A 21565-nucleotide genomic window follows, 5' to 3' on the forward strand; every position below is an offset into this window, starting at 1 on the left:
CTGACGCGCTCCCCGGTTGCAAAGCCGTGACCGCGTCCGCCTCCTCCCAGGCTGACGCAACCGCTTATCCGGGGCCTATAAACGTTTTTGTCAGCCCAGGCAACGGCGTCGACCGGACAAGTCGCGGGCGGTTTAAGGAAATTCAAGGCTTCGGTTTTCCTTGTTGCCCACGGCGACCGTTTCCTCATGACCGTCGTGGCTGTAGCGCACCTCACTGGGGCTGCCCAGCCTGACGAAAAGTTTTTTCGTGTATGCGATTTTGTAGGGCTTGCCGGGTTTGAGATAGACCCGCTTTTCCTCGCCCTCGTCCACGGCGTAGCGAATCCAGCTGGCCTTGATGGCTGTAAATTCCACAACGCCCCCGGAGGATTGCCTTTTGGGCGCGACCGGTTCGGGTGATGCCGGTTGGGCCGACGAGACGGCTTGGCTGTCTGCCGGCGCGCTTTCTCCGGGCGAAGCGGCTGCCGCGTCCGCGACGGTGGGCGTTGCTGCGGCCGGTTCGACGTCCTTGCCGGCTTCGGCGGGAAGACTCGTCGTAAAGGCCGGTTGGATCGGTCCGGCTTTGTCCGGGACGACGGGCGCGGCCTGGTCCGCTTGCTCAGGCGTCTTTTGGGGCGCGGCCGGCTGCTGGGCTTCGGTTGACGCGGGCTGTTCCGTTGACGGAGCCTGTGCCGGTTCCGTCGCGACGGGCGTAGGCGGCGTTGCCGTTGATGGGGGGACGTTGTCTTGCGCCTTCCTGGCGGCTTCCGGCAACGTCGGCTCGGGCGGTGACGCCGGCCGGGGTTCGGCGGACGATGCCTCCTTGGCGCGCCGGGTCAACTCCGACCGGACGTCCGAGCGCACGGCGGCGTCCTCCAAGCCCTGCCCCGCCTCGTCGCGCACCTCCGTCGCGGCCGCGGTCTCCCGCCCGGGGGACATGGCGGCCAGCAGCTCCTTGTTGATGGAAATCTTAGTGGTACGCAGGGTTTCGGCCAGCCAGGCGGCAAAGGCCTTGGCCGTCTTGCCCCCGGCCAGGATGGCTTCGACCCGGGCGTAGGCCTTGGCCGGATCGATCACCTTGGCGGGCAGACGTTCTTGCAGGATGCAAAAGAGGCTTTCCCCGCCTTCGGTCAGGATGGTGGTGGGCTCGCCTTCCTTGAGGCTTTTGAGCGCTTCGCGCCAGGGCGCGGGCAGATTTTTTTCCGGCAACACCGCGTCCCGTACCGTGATGCCGGAACGCCCTGCCAAGCTCTCCAGTTTGCGCCCGGATTTGCGGTAGGCGGCCAGGGCCGCCTTGACGGCCGCGCCGTCGCGTCCCTGGACCCGGGTCAAGCGCATCCGGGGGGCTGTGGTGAAGGCGTCGATATGTTTCTTGTAATAGTCCGCCGCCTCGGTCACTTCCACCCGCACCTCCAGGCGCAGCACCTCGCGGGTGAACTTTTCCAGGGCCAGCCGGTCGGCGAGCATCTCCCGCCAGCGGGCCAGGTCGATGCGTTCCTCCAGGAGCATGCGATCAAAGCTGTCGCCGGGGTAATCAGCGCGCACCCGCTTCTCGACGGCGGCGATTTCGGCTTCGGTGACGGATTCATGCCGCCGGGCCAACTCCTGGCGCACCAGCCGGGCCACGATCATGTCGGCCAAAACCTTGCCATAGGCGGCACGCAGCGTCTCCACGGGCGGATTGTCCACCTCAGGCAGGCCGATCTCCCCCAGGTCGTACCGGGCCTCCACATCGGCCAGCCGGATGGGGGCCCCCCCGACCATGGCCACCACGCCGGGCTCTTTTGCCGTGTCGCGGCCGCATCCGCCAAGAAGGGCCGACAAAGCGAAAAAGACCAGCAGGCACACGGCGAGGCCGCGAAAAGACGGCGCGGCAAGGCGCATTACGGCGCGACCTCCTCGGCCCCCAGGGCGGCCAGTTCCGCGGTCCAGGCGGCGATGGCTTCGGGCAACGGCGCGTTGGCGTCGAGCGGCAGGGACAGGCGGCCCGGAGGCAGAAGCCGCACGCCCTCGCCCCGCGTCGCGGCGAAATTGACCAGCCGCTCCGGCGAGACGGCCGCGCCCTCGGCCTCGAAGGAGACCACCAGCCTGGTCGGCGCGATCTCGGCCTTGGTGCCGCCGAGCCTGGAAAGCAGCTGCTTCAAGCCCAACACGGCCCGGAAATTTTCCACCTCAGCCGGCGGCGGCCCGAACCGGTCGCGCATCTCGGCCATGAGTTCGGCCAGCCCCTGTTCGGTCTTGGCCGTGGACAGGGCCTTGTAAAGCCGCAGCCGGTCCGAGGCCTCGGGCACGTAGCGTTCCGGGATGCGGGCGGCGACGCCGAGCGTCAGCTCCGGCTCGGTGCGTTCCTTGACCGGCTCGCCCTTGAGCCGCCCGACCTCCTCGGCCAGCATTTCCAGGAACATGTCGAGGCCGATGCGGGCGATGTGGCCGGACTGGGCCTCACCCAAGATATTGCCCGCCCCGCGCAGGCGCAGGTCTTCCATGGCCACCTGGAATCCGGCCCCGAGGTAGTCCATGTCCAGGATGACGCGCAGGCGCTTTCGGGCCAGTTCCGGTACCCGCTCGATGCTTGGCACCACGAAATAGGCGTAGGCCTGCCGGGGTGAGCGCCCCACCCGGCCGCGCAGCTGGTAGAGCTGGCCCAGGCCGAACATGTGGGCGTTGTCCACGACGAGCGTGTTGGCCCGGGGAAAATCCAGGCCGGACTCGATGATCGAAGTGCACACGAGGATGTCGGTCTCGCCGTGCCAGAAGCCGTGCATGGCCTCCTCGAGGCCCGTCTCCGACATCTGGCCGTGGGCCATAGCCACCTTGGCCTGCGGGGCCAGGGTCCGCACGAAGGCGGCCACCTCTTCCAGGCCCTGGACGCGGTTGTGCACCCAGAAGACTTGCCCCTGGCGTTCCAGCTCCCGGCGCAACACCTCGCGCAAAAAGGCCGGGTCGCGTTCGACCAGGGCCGTTTCCACGGTCTTGCGTTCGGCCGGGGGCGTCTCGATGACCGAAAGCCCCCGCACTCCGGACAACGACAGTTGCAGGGTGCGCGGAATGGGCGTGGCGGTGAGCGTCAACGCGTCGATATTTTTTTTGAACGCCTTGAGGCGTTCCTTGTGCTTGACCCCGAACCGCTGCTCCTCGTCGAGAATGAGCAGGCCGATATTGGGGATGGTCACGTCGGAGGAAAGAATGCGGTGGGTGCCGATGAGGATGTCCACCTCGCCGCGCGAAACGGCTTCCAGGACGACCTTGCGGCGCTTGGGCGAAACGAAGCGCGAGAGCATTTCCACCCGCACCGGAAAGCCTTCCAGCCGGGCCATGAAATTTTGATAGTGCTGCTCGGCCAGGACGGTGGTCGGACAGAGCATGGCCACCTGCTTGCCGTCGAGCACGGCCCGAAACGCGGCCCGAAGCGCCACTTCCGTCTTGCCGAAGCCCACGTCGCCGCATACCAGCCGGTCCATGGGCTCCGGGCGCTCCATGTCGGCCAACACCTCGTCAATGGCTTTTTCCTGGTCCGGCGTTTCCTCGAAGCCGAAGGTGGCCTCGAACTCCAGGTATAATTCGTTGGTGGGGCCATAGGCGTAGCCTTTGGCCACTTGCCGGTAGGCGTACATTTCGACCAGGTCGGCGGCGATGCGCTCGATGGCCTTTTTGGCCCGCTCCCGCACCGATTTCCAGCGCGCCCCGCCGAGGCGGTCCAGGGGCGGCGTCGCGCCTTCGGGGCCCTTGTAGCGCTGCATCAGCCCCAGCCGGTCGGCCGGGAGATACAGTTTGTCGTCGTCGGCGAAGACCAGGAGCAGAAAGTCGCCGCCGGTGGCGTCCACGGTCATGCGGGTGAGCCCTTCGAAGCTGGCCACGCCGTAGTCGCGGTGCACCACCAGATCGCCCGGCCGGATGTCGTCAAACGAGGTCAGTCCCTTGAAATCCTTGTCCCGGCCGCGCCCGGCCCCGGCCTTGGCGGCATCGGGATGCAGGATGTCCTCGGGCAGCACGCGCGTGTCGCGCCAGGCAAGCTCCATGCCCTGGCGCAGATCGGAGATGAGGGCGAAAAGGCCCGTCTCGCCGGCGCTGTAGCCGGTGCGGAAGGTGAGCCCCTCGGGCTCGATCATCTGGAGGAATTTCTTGCGGGAGCGCTCGCCATGAAAGGACAGGATGGTCTGGCCATGGCCGCTCCATTCCTTGAGCGCGGCGGTCAGGGTGGTCCAGGGCCGTTTGTCCGAGCCGGGTTTCCAGAAAAGATCGCCGAAACGCTCCAGGGCCTTTTCCGGCATGTCCGGGCCATGACGGCCCCGGCCCATGACCAGGTCCTCGAACAGGATGCGCCGGCCCGCGACCAGGGACTTGCGGGCCATGTTCTCCGGCCACAGCACCCGGGACGTGGGCCAGGGATGGCCCTGCTCCTTGGTCTGAGCCTCGAAAAATCGCCGCCAGGCGTGCTCGGTCTCCTCCAACCGCTCCTTCACCCGGGTGGGGTCGTCGACGATCCAGACGGCGTCGTCCGGGCACCAGGCGGCCAACTCCACCGGGCGTTCGTAAAAAAGGCCCGGCCAGATGCCGCCGTCCCCGGCCTCGACGGCGGTCTCGAGACGCGCCTTGGCCGTGCGGTGCAGTTCCCCGGTGCCGGCGATGGTCTCCCACATCGCGGCGGCCTGTTCCTTGAACGTCTCCGAGAGCACAGCCGGAGCCGCTGGCAGAAGCACCGCCTCGGTCAGTTCGGCCAGGGAGCGCTGGGACCCGGCATCGAAACGGCGGGCGGTCTCCACGGTGTCGCCGAAAAATTCCAGGCGCAGCGGCGTGTCGTAGCCCGGAGGGAAAATGTCCAGGATATCGCCGCGCAGGGAAAATTCACCGGGATTCGTCACCATGGGGGCGCGTTTATAGCCCCACAACACGGCCTGTTCGGCAATGAGGTCCCGGGGCAGCTCCTCGCCCACGGCCACGGTCAGGATATTGCCCTCGAGGGCTTGCAACGGCGGCCACTTGGGCAGCAGGTTGTCGGCGGAAAAAAGGAGCACGCGCGGCCCCGTGCCCATGGAGGCAAAGGCCAAAAAGGCCATGCGCCGGGCCCAAAAGGCCCCGCTCGGCAGTCCCGGGGCGTAGGACGGCAGGGACATGGACGATGCGCCCCAGAGCTGGCGCTTCGGCTTGGGCGCCACCAGGTCGAGCAGCGAGGCGATTTTGGTCAGCTCATGGATGCCCGGGGTCACCACCACGGCGGATTGGCCGCGGGAAAGGGCTTCGGCGGCCAGAAACGCCAGGGTGGCGGGGCCGCTTTTGTAGACCGAGGCGGAGTCGGGACTGGCGAGCAATTCGGAAAGCGCGGGAGTACGGGACAAGGCGTGCCTCGTGAAAAATACGGGATGGCCGCCGTCACAGACGCGTGACGGCGGCCGGAAACGCTCTTCGGTGTGGGTCCCCCGGAGCCGCAAGCCGCTTACGCGGCCGCATCGCTCCCGGTGGACGGTATGAAAAAGCCAACCATGCCCAAACGGTACGACACAGTCAGGGACTTCTTCCAATACTCCTTCCGGAACAGGCGGTCCCCTAGAAGGAACTCAACATATCGCGCTCTTCACCGGAAAGCAGCTTGTCGAGGTCGAGCAGGATCAGCAACCGATCCTCAAGCTTGCCCACGCCGCTGATGTACTCGGATTCGAGGCCGGAAACGACGGGTGGCGGCGGCTCCACCGTGCTGGCGGGTATGCGCAGCACCTCGGAGACGGAGTCGACCACGAAACCGACGATCATGTTGTTGATTTCGATGACGATGATCCGGGTGTGTTTGTCATGGTCCCGCGTGGACAGACCGAAACGGCGACGCAGGTCGATGATGGGAATGACCTTGCCCCGCAGGTTGATGACGCCCTCGACGAATTCCGGGGCGCGCGGGACCTTGGTGATATCCATCATGCGGATGATTTCCTGCACGCTGAGGATATCCACGCCGAACTCTTCCTCGCCGATACTGAACGTAACGAGCTGGAGCAGTTCGGCATCCTGTTTTTTGAGGGTTTCCTCCATGCGGCAAGCTCCCGTTGTTGGTGTGGCCGCGCGGGTGGCGGCAAAAGCGTACCTACCTGAGTTCTTATCCAATTGTTCCCGGTTTACGCAAGCGGCAAGCCGGGGGAACCTCGAAACTAGTCGCCGGAGGTCTCGGCGCGAAGCTCATCGGGGGGCATGCTCCAAAACGGGAAGCCATCCCTGGTACGACGGACCTTCAACTGGGTGTTTTCACCCTTTTTCACTTTGACGGCCAGCAGCACATCCTGCCCATCCACTTCGGCCCAGGCGCCGATGACCTTGACCTGATCGCCCTCCCTGAGGCCGATGGAGTCCAGGTTCACGAAATCCTTGGGTCCCAGATGGACGGTTTCCAGGCTTTTGTCCTTTTTGTCCTCGACCTGCAAGGCAATGCCCGGGGCCATGCCGGCATAAGGGGTGATCTCGTAAATCTTGACCACCCTGCCTTTCAGGGAATCGGCTTCCTTGGGATCGAAAAGCTTATCGTATTCGCCGCCTTTTTCCCAGCCTTTGATATCGGGATGGGCTTTGGGGCCGGCATGGGCGACGCCGGCCAGGCAGACGGCCATGGTCACACAGAGCAATACGGCGAGCTTGCGCATGGGCTTCTCCTCGGACACGATTCCATATAAGCGGCCCAAACCGCTGCGACAAGCAGGCGATACGGCGCATTGCCCGCCGCGTCAATAGCGGAACTGCCCGTCTTCATACAACGTCACGTCGCGTCCATCGGTCAGATGGGCGCGCACCCGTTTGGGTTCGGTGTTGACGAGGTCCCAGTGCAGGGCCGAGTCGTTAAACCCCAATTCTTCCTTGCGCGTGCCGTCGAGGCTGGCCGGGTCGCCGTCAAACGTGTCGGAGTAGGAGCTTCCCACGGCAACATGGCAATTGCCGTGCGGGCCGCCGAAGTTTTCGTCATAAAGCGTGTTGGCCATGAATTTGTCTATCTTGGAAAAGCGCTTGTCCGTGAGCGAAAATTCTCCCAGGCGTGAGGCCCCGGGGTCCATGGAAAGCTGCTTGCGCACGAATTCGGCGCCCTGGTCGGCCGCGATATCGGTCACCACGCCCTCCTCGAAGGTCAGGCGCACGCCGGTGACGTAGTTGCCGCTGCGATACGACGGCTGGTCGGCGTAGTAGCGGCCGGACGTGCCGCGCCAATCCGGGGAAGTGAAGATTTCGAAGCTCGGGATGTTGTGGCCGGAGAGCCCGAGCCAGCGCCGGTGCTCGCCGGGAGTCACCTTGAGGTCCACGTTGTCGGATTCGATGTGCAGGTAGCTGGCCTTCATGCCGTCGAGCCAGGCCTTTATCTCCCTGGCGTCCTCGTAAAGCTTGCGCCACAGGGCCACGGGCTCGGGCTCCTTGAGGAAGCAGGCGGCCGCGACCTGGGCGGCGTACTCCTTGGCCGTCATGCCGGCCTTGGAGGCCAGTTCTTTTGTGGGAAAGATGCACAGCGTCCAGCCGAATTCGCCCCGCTCCTCCCGGCGCACCAGGATGTCGCGCAGGGGTTTTCTGGCCAGGGCCGCTGTGGCGATGCGCTTGGGGTCGATGGCGCTTAAGTGGGTGAGGCTGTCCGGAGCGAGCAAATGCATGGCCCCGTGGATATTTTCATGAAGCACGGCCTGTCCCGGAGTCTGGAAAACGAGCTGGGCCTCGTCGGCTTTGCCGTAAAATTCCGTTTCCATGTGCGGGGTCAGGGTCAGGCGCGGGACGGGATTGAGGCCTCGGGCGAGCAGTTTGCCGTAAACGGCTTCGGCCAGGCGCAAGGCGGCCAGATCGAATTGGACAAGCACGACGTCGCCGGGCTTGTAGGGTTCGACCCGGGAGGTCGTCAGGCCCCACAGCAGGACGTCGGCGTATTTGTCGCATTGGGAGCGCGTCAGCACGGTTTGTTCCTTTTCGCCGCAACATAGCCCGAAAAGGAGACAGGCGGCAAGGACCGGGTCGGGCAACAGGCCTTTGTTCCCTTCTTGCTCTTGCCAGAAGGCAAAAAAACGACTATCTGCATACGTTCACACGAAAACACGCAGGCGGACGCCGTCTTTTCGCGCGCCGCCAGGAGGATATTTTTTATGGCTAAAGAAGGTGCCATCGAAGTCGACGGCAAGGTGCAGGAGGCCCTGCCCAACGCCATGTTCCGCGTGGAGCTGGAAAACGGCCATGAAGTGCTGGCCCACATTTCCGGCAAAATGCGCAAGTTTTACATCCGCATCCTGCCCGGCGACCGGGTCAAGGTCGAACTCTCCCCCTACGACCTCACCCGCGGCCGCATCACCTACCGCCTCAAGTAACAAGCCCCTCGCGGGCGCATTGCCACTTCGGGCCCTCACGTCCCATCTCGTATGTACGGAACGTGCGAGAGGGGACACCCCTTATAAAGAAGGGTTATCCCCTCTTGTGCTCTCCCCTTCCTAAAATTTTCGATGGTGATGTGTGCTGTAAGAGCAACACTCCGTCATCATGAAAAGTTTTTGGAAAGGGGGTCGGGGGGAGAACCTTTCCTCAGAAAGGTTTCCCCCCGGGAGTTCTCCCTCTCCCCGCACTACATCTCCGACAACACGCGCAGCATGTCGCCGTCCACGGCCGCGAGCCGGCGGCGGATGTCTTCCTGCTCCTCGGCCGTACGGGCGGTAAGCTTCTCCTTGCGTTCCTTGAGGAGCCGCAACCGGCCTTCCATGGCATTGAAGACGACGTCCCAGTCGATATGCGGCCGGGCCTTGGCCTCGTCGACGGATACCACCGGTTCCGTGCCCGGAGTGAGCGCGTACTCGTCGAGATAGCCCGGGATGCGCACTTTGAGGCCGAAACGCTCGCGCACCAGTCCGGCCAGCACGTCCAGGGCCTTTTGCTCGCCGTGGACGAGAAAAACCTGCGGGTGGTTCACTTTGAAGTGGGTGAGCCAGGTGAGAATCTGGCTTTGCCCGGCATGGGAGGAAAATCCGCCGATGGTGAACACCTTGGCGCTCACGGCCACCTCTTCGCCGAGCAGCCGGATGACCTTGGCTCCGTCCACGATCCTGCGGCCCGGAGTGCCCATGGCCTGGAAGCCGACGAAAACGACGCTCGATTCGGGACGCCAGAGGTTATGGCGCAGGTGGTGCTTGATCCGTCCGGCGTTGCACATGCCGCTGGCCGAGATGACCACGGCCGGCCCTTGGAGCGTATTGATCTCCCGGGATTGTTCCGTGGTTTGGGTGAAGCGCAGGCCCGGCAGGGACAAGGGGTCTTCGCCCCGGTCGTAATAGGCCCGGGCGGCGGCATCGAGGTATTGGGGATTGCGCCGGAAGATTTCGGTGGCCTTGATGGCCAGCGGGCTGTCCACGAACACCGGCATGTCGGCCGGCAGTTTGCCCTCCTTGAGGAGCAGGTGCAGGCAGTACAGCACTTCCTGGGTGCGCTCCACGGCAAAGGCCGGAATGATGACCTTGCCGCCCCGGGAATAGCTGTAGGCAATGGCCTCGGCCAGTTCATCGCGACTGGCGGATTCGTTTTTGTGGTCGCGGTCGCCGTAGGTGCCCTCGAGAAAGAGGTAGTCGGCGTCCACCGGCTTGGCCGGGTCGTTGACCAGAAGCTGGGAGGGCCGGCCGAGGTCGCCGGAAAAAAGCATGCGGGTGCGCGTCCCGTTCTGTTCGAGACTCAGTTCGATGAAGGCCGAGCCCAGGATATGCCCGGCATCGTGGTAGATGGCCGTGACGCCCGGGGTCGGGGAAAAAGGCTCGCCGTAAGGTACGGCCACAAGCCTGTCCACGGTGGCGGCGGCGTCGGCCCGGGTATAAAGGGCCTCAACCTGGCGTCCGCCATGGCGCCGGTTTTTCCGGCTGGCCCACTCGGCCTCCATTTCCTGGATGTGGGCGCTGTCCTCGAGCATGATCCCAAGCAGGTCCCTGGTCGGCGGCGTGCAGTAGATCTTGCCGGAAAAACCCGTCTTGACCATGCGCGGCAGAAGCCCGCAATGATCCATGTGGGCGTGGGTGACGATGAAGAAATCCATGCGCCTGGGGGCATAAACGTCCGTATCCTGGTTGCGGTCCTCGATGGATTCGCTGCCCTGGTGCAGGCCGCAGTCGATGGCGAACCGGGTATTGCCGGTTTCGATGACATGGCAGGAGCCGGTGACGGTCCCGGCCGCGCCGAGGAATTTGACCTTCATGGAGCCTCCGGATAATGGCTTGCCCGACTTGATCATCCATCTCCAAGGGAGCACAATCAGGATTGCGGGCAATTGGTCGAGGTCGCCGTGTACTGCGTTTGGCCGATCCTGAAAAGCCCCGGGACGCACAACCCTAGGGAGGACGCATGGGCGCGTCACGCCAATACCTGATCGACGACCTGTCGGTGACCGAATCCTGGCGGCTTTTCCGCATCATGGCCGAAATTGTGGACGGCTTCGAGGTCCTGGGCGACGTGCGGCCGGCGGTTTCCATTTTCGGCTCGGCCCGTGTGCCCGCGGACGACCCGCTCTACGGGGAGACGGGAAAACTGGCCGATCTTTTGAGCCGCGCCGGCTATTCGGTCATCACCGGCGGCGGTCCGGGACTCATGGAAGCCGCCAACAAGGGCGCGGCCGATGCCGGCGGCGATTCCATCGGCCTGCACATCCACCTTCCCCTCGAGCAAAAGCCCAATCCCTACCTGACGATCAAAAGCGACTACCGCTATTTCTTCGTGCGCAAACTCATGTTCGTCAAATACGCCATGGCTTACATCGCCATGCCCGGTGGGTTCGGCACCCTCGACGAAGTGTCCGAGGCGCTGGTCCTCATTCAGACCAAACGGATCAAGCCCTTCCCCATCATCTTTCTGGGTTCCGCCTTCTGGAGCGGGCTTATGGAATGGTTCCGCGGCACGCTGCTTTCTCGCGGCTTCATCTCCAAGGGAGACCTGGACCTCTTTACGGTCCTGGACACGCCGGAGGAGGCGGTGCAGTTCATACAGCGCCATGTGATCATTTAGGCATGACCGCCGGCGCGGCCTCGGGAAGACCCGAAGGCGCCGGCGGCCTACGCGTGGCTTATGGGGAAACGACGGCCTTGCCCCATCCGCAAGGCGCGCCAAGGGAGGCAAGGGGCGTTTCGATGAATAAGATACCGGTCTCGAAAACCCTGCAACTGGGCACCGGCATCGCCCCGGCCGCGGACATGGCCGTGGTGCGGCTGCTGTTCCAGGAATACGCCGCCGGATTGGGGTTCGACCTGTGCTTCCAGCGCTTCGATGAGGAGCTGGCGGACCTGCCCGGCTGTTACGCCTTGCCCGATGGCGGGGTGTGGCTGGCCTGGATGGAAGACATGCCGGCGGGGTGCGTGGCCCTGCGACCGCTTGCGGAGGGCATCTGCGAGATGAAGCGGCTTTTCGTGCGTCCGGCCTATGCCGGCCAGCGGCTCGGTCGGGGGCTGGCCGAAGCGGCCGTGGCCGGAGCCCGGGAACGCGGCTACGACGCCATCCGCCTGGATACCCTCGCCACCATGACCGCCGCCAACGCGCTCTATCAAAGACTCGGCTTCGTCCCCATCCCACCCTACTGCGACAATCCCCTGCCCGGTGCCTTGTTTTACGAGCTGAAACTGTAGAGGGGGAGCGGATGAAGAGGATGCGAGAGGGGAACCCTTTTTTCAAAAAGGGTTCCCCTCTCGCGCTCTCCCCTCCTCAAAACTTTCAACTTTTTCCGTATGGTGCCTAGCTGCATGTTGAAAAATTCCTCCGCGTGGCCGAGAATCCAGCCATCACGGTTCCGGAGGTGATCTGATGGGGCTTGGCCGCCAGGGTTATCAGCAGGGAACGATGTATCTGGACTGGGATGAGATTCCCCGATCCCGTGGGCGCGCTTTTTACGACCGTCTCCAGCAAATTTTCCGGAAATCCGGCTTCGACGCCTTCGCCGAGAAACTGTGCAAGCCCTTCTATGCCGACAAGGGGCGTCCCTCGATTCTTCCTGGTCGGTTTTTCGGATGCGCGTCGGAGGCTATTTCGAGGGCATCGACTGCAAGCGCGGCATTGAGTGGAGGTGCGCCGATTCGCTTTCCCTCGGGATTTTCTCCAGCTTTTGACCAAAGAGTCGGTCCCGGATCATTGTTCGCTGAGCCGGACACGGTCCCGTCCGCTGGCGATCAACGAGCTTGATCATTTTACGTGGGGCTCGACACTTTGATGAGATCTTTCGGCACGAGATCCATGTGGGTCCACAGCCAGAGCGTCACGGCGATGTTGGGGACCAGCATGAACCAGGTGCCGAACGGCGCGAGCACATAGCCCGCCGCTGGGGCGGGGAGAAGAACACCCACCCCCATCGTTACGACGAGTGTGCCGAGCGGCGACAGAATCACGAACCAGCGGGGGAAGATCGTCCGGCCGCTCAAGATGCCGATGGCTAGGAGAATCGCGCCAGCGTCGAGCGCGGTGGCCGCAGTCAGGTCACCCATGGCGAAATGCTCGATGATGTAGCGGTTGGCCAGATCGAAGAAATTCGGATCAGTGCAGCCCACGACGGCCTTGGCCTGTTCCAGAACGCTCAGAAAGGCAAATCCAGCATGTTGAATGCCGCCGATCATCATCAGGGCGTAAACGAGGAGTAGGACTGGAAGCGTGCCGAGCCAGAAGCCCGCCCGGCGCATGCCGATCCACCAGGGAAAATAAGTGAGCGCGAACAACGGGTAGAGCCAGCCGGCGGTCTGCGCGAGCAGCATCACCCAGTGCGGGCGTCCGTCCGCCGTGAGCACGGTCGTAATCACGGCGGGTGAGAAATATGCCGGCCCACTAAGCGTTGCGGAATAACCGTAGATCAGGTCGCAGACCCCGTTCCAAAGCATGAGGATAGATCCCCCGATTCCCAGTATCTTGAGATGGAGGCGAAGCCTGTCGGCATCGATCTTGAATTCCATCGGACTCTCTTTGTCTAAAGGTTGGGAAGAACCATCACGCCGCGCAGGTTAGGGATGCGGTCTTCGCTGCCGGACATGACCATTGCGACAGGCGACGATCAGCAGGACGAAAAGGGTTAGAAGCGCTAAATAGGCGAGGACATTGCCGATGCGGCTGTAAAGCGTCAGCGTTCTGCCCACCGGCATATAGGCGAGCATCACTCGGTCGTTGTTCCCGAAATTGGGCAGCGATGCCAGGATCCGGCCCCGGCTGTCGAAAGCCATGGACGTCGCGCCGTCCGCGGGACGGAGTATCGGGAAGCCGCCTTCGATAGCCCGCATTCGCGCCATGAGCGAATGGCGGCGCAACATGCCCCGCCAATCAAGGCCCGGCAGCACCACGAAGTCCGCGCCTAACCGGGCATAGGTGAGCGCGATCTGCGGAAAGTCGAAATCATAGCAGATGGCCCCGGCCATTTTGCCGTAGGCGGTAGAGATCACCCTGAGCGGAACTTGTCCCGGCACGCTGCCCTCGCCGGGGACGGGATGATGCTTGCGATAGGTTTCGGCGATCGCGCCGGTATCGGTGAGCCAGGTGAACTTGTTTTCGAGGTGATACGGCGAGCCCTCTGGCAGCAGGACCGCATAAGCCGCGACGATGGCGATGTGATCGGCCTTAGCGAGTTTGGTCAGTTGGTCGAGAAGCTGTGCTTCGCCGCTTGGCGTCACGATGGTCGAGGCCTCGGCCCAGACGGCGATAGCCGCGCCCTGATGAGCGGCCAAGATCGTATCTGCGATCAGCTTGTCAGTCGTGCTCGCGATTAAGGGGCTTTCAGGATCGGGCAATGCCCCGGTGAAGGTGTAGGCCGTGCCGATCGCCGCCGCGCGGATATAATTGCCAGTCGGCACCTGATTGAGGCGAAGATCCCCATAGACATTGAGCGCGACGAAGACGACAGCGAAGACCGCTATATGCGCCCTCAGCCTGGAAATGCCGCCCCTCAAGGCCATGGATGCCATCAGAACCGCGGCCCAGGCCATCATAGCGGAAATCGCGAGAAAACCGAACAGGGAAGCGGTTTGCAGCAGCGGCAGATTGGAAAGCTGGGTGTTGGCCAGCGCGCCCCAGTCGCCCAGGGGAGTGTAATTGGCTTGGAGGTATTCCAGGCTGATGATGACAACGGGAAAAGCCAGGATGCCGGCAATGTTTCCCGTTCTCTTGCGGATCCAGTCCCAGAGGACATAGGCGATGAAAAAGCGGAGCCCAGTGACCGTCCCGCTCATCACCGAAAACGCGACCGACATCAGGAGCGGGTCCGATGCGGTCTTGGCGAGTGTCAGGATCGATGCCACCACCAGGACCACCAACAGCCAGAGGCGGTTTCTGGCGCTACGAAAACGCGCGACGTAGACCAGAAACGGGATCGGCATGAACCAGGCAAGGATGTCCGCGCTACCCGGCATGTCCGAAAGGAGGGTGAGCACAAAGCCAATCAGCAGAAGGGGGCCGCCTCGTGTGATCCGGTTGTCATTCGAGGCAAGGCGCTTCGCCGATCGCTCACCGGCATCCACGACACTTCCCCCGTCGGCTGTTCGGGGGGCTGGCATATTGAAATCCATGGCTAGGGTTCCCGTCGTTAGACCAATAGTTATTATAACTAGACTAGATGTCAATAATGTCAACAGCGCTCCGTCTGCGGCGTCCTTCCACCCGCATTTTTCAAGGTGGCTGACGGGGGCTTCCAACGGACCGGGGGACAAGGAGGGCAGAGAGGAGTTAACCCCAAGCGGACGGAACTGGTTGAAAGGAGTTTCGAGCACACCCTGGACCACACGGGTCTGGCTCAGAGGGCGAGAGAACATCCGGAAACGCTATCTGCTCCATGTGGCCGGTTTCAATCTCGGATGATGCTGCGGGATCATGCCCATCGCCGTCATCTACGGGGGAGAATAGCCGGAAACAGCTTTGTGCAACGGCCTGCTAACAATCGCCCTTTCTCCTTTGAAAATCTTTTGAAGGGGGGCCTGGGGGAAAACTTTTCGTAAGACAAAGTGTTCCCCCAGCTTCTTCGAGAAATTGGCTACCAACGGCGTCCCAGGGCTTCCGCCCAGACGGGGCTGATCAGGGCTTGAAACGGCGCGCCGACCTGGTCGGCTGGGATGCGCTCCCCGGCGAGTTCCACATCGCGCATGTAAAAAAGACGCGCCGGCACCGGACTGGCTTCGCCGGCAAAAGCGTTTTCCGGGCTCAGACGCAGCCAGGTCCGCCTCGTCCTGTCCGAGGCCCAGACCGCCTCGGGCATGAAGACCGTCCGTTCGAGGCGACCGCTCAACGCGGCAAAGAGGGCGGCGCTGATGGCCGTAAACGGCTCCTTGTAGAGCCGGTGGGCGATTGACGGCAGGGTTTCATTGGTCACGCAGGCGATGTCCCCTTGGGGAACGTCGTTGTAGATTGCGGATGTGGTTGCGTCGCCATGGGCCACCCGCCCAATCCCTAATCCCGAAAGCAAGTCGTCGGCGCGGGCCGCCACCTGGGGCAGATGCTCCACCCCCCAAAGGCGGGGAGCTTCGTATCCACGTCGTCGGGCCAGCAGATATTGGCCAAGAAGCAAAATGCCCGTGCCGGCTCCAAGGTCCAGGCCGACAAACACCCCTCCCCCGGGCGCAACCTCGCGCCGCAGCAGCGCATCGAGGAGATGCACGGTCTTTGGGATGTCGAAAAGCATCTGCAAGGCAAAGCCGTGATGCAGCAACACCCGACGCAGCGCGTCCTGCCCCGCGAGCGACCGGCAGCCGCCCCGACGGCGGGCGAAACGGCCGGCGAGCAATGTGGCGTCTTCCAGGGTAACCGCTTCGCCAAGCCGCTCGGGATGGACGTAGGCATGGGCGTAGGCCAGGCACAGGCTGGCCAACCCCTCGGCCGTGACAGGCGTTTCACCCCGTCCAAGGCGTTCGATATGCCCGGCCAGGGAATCGGTCACAAAAGCGCTTTCGGCCATGACCGGCCCCGGTGGCGGCTCACGCTCCAGAAGCCGCAAAACAGCGGGTCGCAGGTCATCATCCATGGTGGGCATGCATTTGAAAAGAAAACCTTTGCGGGAGCGCCTTTCTGAAGAAAGGTACTTCACCCAGGCCCCCTTTCCAAAGAGTTTTCCTCAAAAAGAGGCATGTTGAAATCAGCGCAAAGGGAGAAAAGTGAGGGAAGGGAGAAGGCTTTTTAAAGGTGTTCCCTTCTCGCATGCTTTTCGCTCTTTTTCTAATATTGATAGAGTGCATCGAAGCAGGTGTAGGTGTCGTCAAATCCGTTTTGGTAGCACACTTGGGCCGCGTCGTCGATATAACGTACGTCGTCCATGGGGATGCGGTACTGCTTGCCCGCGATCCACATGCGGTACAGGCGTTTTTGGGTGTCGAGCACAAGCGGCGGATCGGCGTAGAAGGTTTTGTTGTCGTTGAGTTCGACGAGATAGGTGTGCCGGGCGCAGCCGGAGCAGAAAAGGGCCGACAGGGCAAGGCAGGCAAGCAACAGGCACATGGCGCGCATGGGACCTCCCCGCGCCGTCCGGGCGCGTGCTGATGGTTGCGGTGCGAACGAACGTATGCTCCCCGCGTAACCGGTCTTCAAGGGGCGGCGCCCGGTTACGGGGAAACGGGCTGGCGTGTCTGGCTGGCGCCCGCTTCCGGAAAAAGCGTCGCCGCCTGACGGAAATAGGTCGCGGCCGCCGCGATGTCCCGGCGGGCCTGGGTAAGCTCCACCGAAACGGGCAGGTCGCCCACGTTTTTTTCCGTCAGTCCCATCCATTCCAGCTCCTTGTCCAGCTTGCCGGCGATGACGCCGAGTCCGGTGCGGATCAGACCGCCCATGCGCGTCACGTCGGCGGAACAGCCAGGGTCGAGCTGGTTATAGACATAGATCATATCGCCGGCGTTGAGGAAGATCTCCCAGCAGGCGGACAAGGAGGCGCGAAGGGCCAGCACATCCTTGATGCGCTCGGTGTTGCCCTCCTTGGCCAGCGATGCGTAATAATCCGCGACCTTGAGCAGATGGTCGTAGATTTTGGCGCTCTGGGCCGAAAAGAAGGCGTTAAAGGCCCTGGTGTCGACCTTGGCCGCCAGGGCCCGCTCCGGCCCCAGGGACAAGGCCAGACCAGCCAGCACAAGAACGGTCGGGAGAAGGCGCATGAGGCGCCCGGCGAATCGGTATGAAAAACGGGCGTGCATCGGCGTACCTGGCGGCCGCATCCGCCGTCGGTTCGGCTCTCAATTGGCGTTGTCGACCATATCGCTCAGCGGCGCCAGAGCGGCCTTGGCCTGCAGGCCAGCCACCTTGGCCGGGCCCAGGCGTGCGGCACTGGCATCGCGCAGCTTGATGGCCCGATCCTTGTATTTTTCGCCAAGCGTGGAGGACGCGGCAGCCAACGTGGCATAATAATAGGCGTTGGCGTCGCTTGCCGGCACGCCGGCGTAACCTCGGCTGTACACATCGGCCAGGACGTAACGGGCGTAGGCGAATCCGGCGTCCGAAGCCCGGGAAAGCCAGGCAAGGCCCTGGCGAAAATCCTGGGACACGTGGTCGCCGTTCAAATAGGCCACGCCCACCTCACACTGGGCCCTGGGGTCGCCGGCCTGGGCCTTGGCCAGCATGGCGGCAAAGGACGCCGGGGCGTCAATGTCCGCGGCCTCGGGCGCATCGGCCGTTTTCTGGGCCGAAACGGCCGGGGCACAACACATGACGACGAGAAAAAGGGCGGCGGCGCAGGCCGCGAGGCGTCTTCCCGAGCGGACGCGATCAGGCATGAACATCTCCATTAAAACGCGGCCGCGCCCGAAGGCACGGCCGCGCCATCGCGTCAAAAGGACTATTTCTTGAGCCAGCCCATCATGTCGCGCAGCTTGGCGCCCACCTTCTCCACGGGATGGTCGGCGTTGAGGCGGCGCATGGACAGGAAATGGGCCCGGCCGGACATGTTCTCCACGATGAATTCCTTGGCGAACGTGCCGTCCTGGATTTCCTTGAGCACCCGCTTCATCTCCTTGCGCGTCTCGTCGGTGACGATGCGCGGGCCGCGGGTGTAATCGCCGTATTCGGCGGTGTCGCTGATGGAATAGCGCATGCGGGACAGGCCGCCCTCGTAGATCAGGTCGACGATGAGCTTCATCTCGTGCATGCACTCGAAGTAGGCGCTTTCGGGCTCGTACCCGGCTTCCACCAGGGTGTCGAAGCCTGCCTTCATGAGCTCGGCCACGCCGCCGCACAGCACGGCCTGCTCGCCGAAGAGGTCGGTCTCGGTCTCTTCGCGGTAGGTCGTGGTGAGCACGCCGCTGCGGGTGCCGCCGATGCCCTTGGCGTAGGCCAGGGCCATTTCCAGGGCTTTGCCGCTGGCGTTCTGGTGCACGGCCACGAGGCAGGGCACGCCGCCGCCCTCGGTGTAGACGCGGCGCACCAGATGGCCCGGGCCCTTGGGGGCGATCATGGTCACGTCCACATCGGCCGGGGGCACGATCTGCTGGTAGTGGATGTTGAAGCCGTGGGCGAACATGAGCATCTTGCCGGCCTTGAGGTTCGGCAGGATGTCTTTTTCGTAGAGCGCACGCTGGGTCTGGTCCGGGACCAGGATCATGATGACGTCCGCGGCGGCGGCGGCCTCTGCGGCGGACATGGGCGTGAATCCGTGCTCCTTGGCCAGATCCCAGTTGGGGCCGCCGGGGCGCTGGCCGATGACCACCTTGACGCCGGAATCGCGCAGATTCTGGGCATGGGCATGCCCCTGGCTGCCGTAGCCGATGATGGCGACGGTTTTGTCGGCCAGCAGGGAAAGGTCGGCGTCTTGGTCGTAATAAATCTTCATTGTAGCTCCTTTTTTATTCCTGCATGCCGCGCCGCATGGCCACGGCGCCGGTGCGGGCGATTTCCTTGATGCCGAAGCGCTGCAAAAGGCTTATCAGCGCGCCGAGCTTGTCCTGGGTGCCCGTGACCTCGATGATGAGTTCGTCGAGGCTCACGTCCACCACCTTGCAGCGGAAGATGTCCACGATGCGCAAGACTTCGGCCCGCTTGGATCCCTCGGCATCCACCCGCAGCAGCATCATTTCGCGCTCCACGGATTTGACGTCCGTCAGGTCCACGACTTTGAGCGTGGTGACGAGTTTGCGCAACTGCTTGATGATCTGCTCCACGATGGCTTCGTCGCCCTCGGTGGTGATGGTCATCATGGAAAGCCCCTCGGTCAGGGTCGGGGCCACGTTGAGCGTTTCGATGTTGTAGCCGCGACCGCTGAAAAGCCCGGCCACCCTGGAGAGCACCCCGGGTTCGTCTTCGACCAGAATGGAAAGAATGTGGCGCATGGGCGGCTCCTAGACGAGAATCATCTCGGTTATGGACTTGCCGGCCGGGACCATGGGCGCGACGTTCTCCTCGCGGTCGATGACGACGTCCACGATGACGGTCTTGGGCAGGGCGAAGGCCTCGGTCAGCACGGATTCGACTTGCCCCGGGTCGGACACGCGGTAGCCGGCCGCGCCGTAGGCCTCGGCCAGCTTGACGAAGTCCGGGGCCACGTCGAGGCAGGTGGAGCAGTAGTTTTTCGCGTAGAAAAGCTCCTGCCACTGGCGAACCATGCCGAGGTAGCCGTTGTTCAAAATGACGATCTTGACCGGCAGGCCGTAGCAGACGGCCGTGGCCAGCTCCTGGATGCACATCTGGATGGAGCCGTCGCCGGCGATGTCGATGACGAGGCGGTCGGGGAAGGCGGCCTGGGCCCCGATGGCGGCCGGAAAGCCGAAGCCCATGGTGCCGAGCCCGCCGGAGCTGATAAACGACCGAGGCCGGAGGAACTGGTAGAACTGGGCGGCCCACATCTGGTGTTGGCCGACCTCGGTGGTGATGATGGCCTCGCCCTTGGTCAGCCGGGAAATGGTCTCCACCACGTATTGCGGCTTGATGACGTCCGTGCCCTGGTCGTAGGTCAGGGGTTTTTCCTCTTTCCAGGCGGCGAGTTTGGCCAGCCAGGACGTGTCGTTCGGCGCGGCTGGGGCGGCGTCGGCCGAAAGCGACTGGCGCAGCGCCGTGAGAAAGCTCTTGCAGTCGGCCACCACCGGGATCTGCACGGCCACGTTTTTCTGGATCGAGGTGGGGTCGATGTCGATGTGCACGATCTTGGCGTTCTTGGCGAATTCGCTGAGCTTGCCCGTGACGCGGTCGTCGAAGCGGCTGCCAACGGCCAGGATCAGGTCGGCGCCGCTTATCGCCATGTTGGCGGCGTAGGTGCCGTGCATGCCGAGCATGCCGAGCCACAGCGGATCGTCGGCCGGAAAGCAGCCCAGGGCCATGAGCGTGGCCGTGACCGGGATGTTGAAGGTGCGGGCGAGCCAGGTCAGGTCCTCGGAGGCCCCGGAGGCGATGACGCCGCCGCCGGCGTAGATGATGGGCTTTTTGGCCTTGCGCACCACATCCGCCACCTTGGCCACCTGCTTGGGGTTGGGGGTATAGGTGGGGTTGTAGCTGCGCATCTTGATCTGCTTGGGATAGCTGTAGGCGCACTTGGCCTGCTGCACGTCCTTGGGCAGGTCGATGAGCACGGGGCCCGGCCGGCCGGTCGCGGCAAGGTAGAAGGCTTCCTTGATGACCTTCGGCAGGTCGCGCACGTCCTTGACCAGAAAGTTGTGCTTGGTGCAGGGGCGCGTGATACCGACGATATCCACTTCCTGGAACGCGTCGTTGCCGATCAGCGGCGTCGGCACCTGGCCGGTGATGATGACCACCGGCACGGAGTCCATGTAGGCGGTGGCAATGCCGGTCACGGCATTAGTGGCTCCGGGGCCCGAGGTCACCAGGCATACGCCTACCCTGCCCGTGGCCCGGGCATAACCGTCCGCGGCGTGGATGGCTCCCTGCTCATGGCGCGCCAGCACGTGTTGCAGCAGGGGGTAGTTGGGAAGCTGGTCGTAAATGTCGATGACCGCTCCTCCAGGGAAGCCGAAAACGACTTCCACGTCCTCGCGGCGCAAGGATTCGAGGAGTATCTGGGCCCCGGTGAGTTCCATGTCTACTGGTCCTCCGCCTTGCGATATTTTCTGAGGAGCGTTTCGATGCGAGTCTTTCCGGACAGCTTCTTCTTCTTGATTTCCTTAAGCTCTGTCTCTTCCGCGGGATTCAGAAAGGGCTTGCCTTCCATCTTCTCCAGAATCTTTTCGAACGCGACGTGCTCCTCGTACAGGCTCTTGAGTTCCGGGTCCGCCTCGCCGTATTTGGCAATAAGATCCAGATCGCGTTGATCCATGGCAAAGACTCCTTGTTGACGGTTCTAGTCACATCCCGTCCCGGCCGCGATGGACCAGTCGGGTTCGGACTCGGCGTTGATACGCACAATCTTTTTCCGGGATTTTTCCCCGGACACGATACGGACCTGTCGGGGGCGCACCCCGAAGCACTCTGCCAGAAACGCGGTGAGCGCGGCATTGGCCTGGCCTTCGACGGCCTTGGCCCGCAGCCGCACCCGCAACCTGTCCTCGGCCAGTCCGGCCAAGGCGTCCCGGCTGCCACCGGGGGCGACGGCCACCCGCAACGTCCAGCCGCCCTCCCCGGCCGCCGCGACGAAGACGGGAAGCGCCGGGGCTGTGGCTGTTTTTTTCGCCGGCGCGGCCATGTCAGCGCGCCTCCGCTGAACGGACCAAGGCCGCCGCAGCGCGCGAAAAGGCCACGACCAACGGACGGG

At 63.5% G+C, this 21565-nt stretch carries 20 protein-coding genes and 1 pseudogene; 4 read left to right on the forward strand and 17 right to left on the reverse strand.

Annotated elements, in window-relative coordinates; all coding sequences use genetic code 11:
* Positions 1 to 132: 132 nt before the first annotated feature.
* The 5 genes from DESFRDRAFT_RS01150 to DESFRDRAFT_RS01170 form a co-directional block, all read right to left on the reverse strand.
* Positions 133 to 1863 (reverse strand): peptidyl-prolyl cis-trans isomerase, encoded by a 1731-nt coding sequence (locus DESFRDRAFT_RS01150; RefSeq protein WP_005990290.1) that lies wholly within the window; start codon positions 1861 to 1863, stop codon positions 133 to 135.
* Entirely contained in the window at positions 1863 to 5315 is a 3453-nt protein-coding gene (gene mfd / locus DESFRDRAFT_RS01155) for a transcription-repair coupling factor (protein ID WP_005990291.1), read from the reverse strand. Before mfd ends, DESFRDRAFT_RS01150 begins: the two co-directional genes overlap by 1 nt.
* A 208-nt stretch (positions 5316 to 5523) precedes the next feature.
* Positions 5524 to 6000 (reverse strand): chemotaxis protein CheW, encoded by a 477-nt coding sequence (locus DESFRDRAFT_RS01160; protein WP_005990293.1) that lies wholly within the window; start codon positions 5998 to 6000, stop codon positions 5524 to 5526.
* A 116-nt stretch (positions 6001 to 6116) separates the two neighbouring features.
* Complete coding sequence (locus DESFRDRAFT_RS01165) at positions 6117 to 6602, reverse strand: hypothetical protein (RefSeq protein ID WP_005990295.1); 486 nt, start codon at positions 6600 to 6602, stop codon at positions 6117 to 6119.
* An 81-nt stretch (positions 6603 to 6683) separates the two neighbouring features.
* Positions 6684 to 7883 (reverse strand): aminopeptidase, encoded by a 1200-nt coding sequence (locus tag DESFRDRAFT_RS01170; RefSeq protein ID WP_005990297.1) that lies wholly within the window; start codon positions 7881 to 7883, stop codon positions 6684 to 6686.
* Between the two features lie 186 nt (positions 7884 to 8069).
* Between DESFRDRAFT_RS01170 and infA the strand changes: the two genes are divergently transcribed.
* Positions 8070 to 8288 carry a translation initiation factor IF-1 gene (infA, locus tag DESFRDRAFT_RS01175; protein WP_005990299.1) on the forward strand — a complete coding sequence of 73 codons (219 nt, stop codon included), beginning with the start codon at positions 8070 to 8072 and terminating at the stop codon, positions 8286 to 8288.
* 251 nt (positions 8289 to 8539) lie between these two features.
* Here the strand turns inward: infA and DESFRDRAFT_RS01180 are convergent, their stop codons facing one another.
* Positions 8540 to 10147, reverse strand: coding sequence for an MBL fold metallo-hydrolase RNA specificity domain-containing protein (locus DESFRDRAFT_RS01180; protein WP_005990301.1), 1608 nt, complete (start codon positions 10145 to 10147; stop codon positions 8540 to 8542).
* 146 nt (positions 10148 to 10293) lie between these two features.
* Between DESFRDRAFT_RS01180 and DESFRDRAFT_RS01185 the strand changes: the two genes are divergently transcribed.
* The 3 genes and pseudogenes from DESFRDRAFT_RS01185 to DESFRDRAFT_RS20980 form a co-directional block, all read left to right on the forward strand.
* Positions 10294 to 10950: an LOG family protein gene (locus DESFRDRAFT_RS01185; protein WP_005990303.1), complete on the forward strand. Its 657-nt coding sequence runs from the start codon at positions 10294 to 10296 to the stop codon at positions 10948 to 10950.
* Between the two features lie 122 nt (positions 10951 to 11072).
* A complete protein-coding gene (locus DESFRDRAFT_RS01190) occupies positions 11073 to 11564 on the forward strand; it encodes a GNAT family N-acetyltransferase (protein ID WP_005990305.1) in 492 nt (163 codons plus the stop codon).
* A 175-nt stretch (positions 11565 to 11739) separates the two neighbouring features.
* A pseudogene (locus DESFRDRAFT_RS20980) lies at positions 11740 to 12127 on the forward strand (transposase); the annotation flags it as partial.
* Here the strand turns inward: DESFRDRAFT_RS20980 and DESFRDRAFT_RS01195 are convergent.
* The 11 genes from DESFRDRAFT_RS01195 to DESFRDRAFT_RS01245 all read right to left on the reverse strand — a co-directional run bounded on the left by DESFRDRAFT_RS01195 (position 12120) and on the right by DESFRDRAFT_RS01245 (position 21496).
* Entirely contained in the window at positions 12120 to 12872 is a 753-nt protein-coding gene (locus tag DESFRDRAFT_RS01195; protein ID WP_005990307.1) for a hypothetical protein, read from the reverse strand. The pseudogene DESFRDRAFT_RS20980 and the gene DESFRDRAFT_RS01195 overlap by 8 nt on opposite strands.
* A gap of 48 nt (positions 12873 to 12920) precedes the next feature.
* A complete protein-coding gene (locus DESFRDRAFT_RS01200) occupies positions 12921 to 14471 on the reverse strand; it encodes a nitrilase-related carbon-nitrogen hydrolase (protein WP_005990310.1) in 1551 nt (516 codons plus the stop codon).
* Positions 14472 to 14932: 461 nt separating this feature from the next.
* The gene (locus DESFRDRAFT_RS01205; protein ID WP_043793572.1) at positions 14933 to 15916 is read right to left on the reverse strand and encodes an SAM-dependent methyltransferase; all 984 of its coding nucleotides are present in this window, start codon (positions 15914 to 15916) and stop codon (positions 14933 to 14935) included.
* A gap of 191 nt (positions 15917 to 16107) precedes the next feature.
* The gene (locus DESFRDRAFT_RS01210; protein ID WP_005990313.1) at positions 16108 to 16395 is read right to left on the reverse strand and encodes a hypothetical protein; all 288 of its coding nucleotides are present in this window, start codon (positions 16393 to 16395) and stop codon (positions 16108 to 16110) included.
* Positions 16396 to 16490: 95 nt separating this feature from the next.
* Positions 16491 to 17033 carry a hypothetical protein gene (locus tag DESFRDRAFT_RS01215; protein WP_233489531.1) on the reverse strand — a complete coding sequence of 181 codons (543 nt, stop codon included), beginning with the start codon at positions 17031 to 17033 and terminating at the stop codon, positions 16491 to 16493.
* Positions 17034 to 17111: 78 nt separating this feature from the next.
* The gene (locus DESFRDRAFT_RS01220; protein WP_005990317.1) at positions 17112 to 17648 is read right to left on the reverse strand and encodes an SEL1-like repeat protein; all 537 of its coding nucleotides are present in this window, start codon (positions 17646 to 17648) and stop codon (positions 17112 to 17114) included.
* Positions 17649 to 17710: 62 nt separating this feature from the next.
* The gene (gene ilvC / locus DESFRDRAFT_RS01225; protein WP_005990319.1) at positions 17711 to 18700 is read right to left on the reverse strand and encodes a ketol-acid reductoisomerase; all 990 of its coding nucleotides are present in this window, start codon (positions 18698 to 18700) and stop codon (positions 17711 to 17713) included.
* Positions 18701 to 18713: 13 nt separating this feature from the next.
* A complete protein-coding gene (gene ilvN, locus DESFRDRAFT_RS01230) occupies positions 18714 to 19196 on the reverse strand; it encodes an acetolactate synthase small subunit (RefSeq protein WP_005990321.1) in 483 nt (160 codons plus the stop codon).
* Between the two features lie 9 nt (positions 19197 to 19205).
* Positions 19206 to 20894, reverse strand: coding sequence for a biosynthetic-type acetolactate synthase large subunit (gene ilvB, locus DESFRDRAFT_RS01235; RefSeq protein ID WP_005990323.1), 1689 nt, complete (start codon positions 20892 to 20894; stop codon positions 19206 to 19208).
* Between the two features lie 2 nt (positions 20895 to 20896).
* Positions 20897 to 21130 carry a DUF465 domain-containing protein gene (locus DESFRDRAFT_RS01240; protein ID WP_005990324.1) on the reverse strand — a complete coding sequence of 78 codons (234 nt, stop codon included), beginning with the start codon at positions 21128 to 21130 and terminating at the stop codon, positions 20897 to 20899.
* A gap of 24 nt (positions 21131 to 21154) precedes the next feature.
* Positions 21155 to 21496 (reverse strand): DUF167 domain-containing protein, encoded by a 342-nt coding sequence (locus DESFRDRAFT_RS01245; RefSeq protein WP_005990326.1) that lies wholly within the window; start codon positions 21494 to 21496, stop codon positions 21155 to 21157.
* Between the last annotated feature and the right edge of the window lie 69 nt (positions 21497 to 21565).

It is taken from the genome of Solidesulfovibrio fructosivorans JJ], from assembly GCF_000179555.1.
Classification (GTDB): Bacteria; Desulfobacterota; Desulfovibrionia; order Desulfovibrionales; family Desulfovibrionaceae; genus Solidesulfovibrio; species Solidesulfovibrio fructosivorans.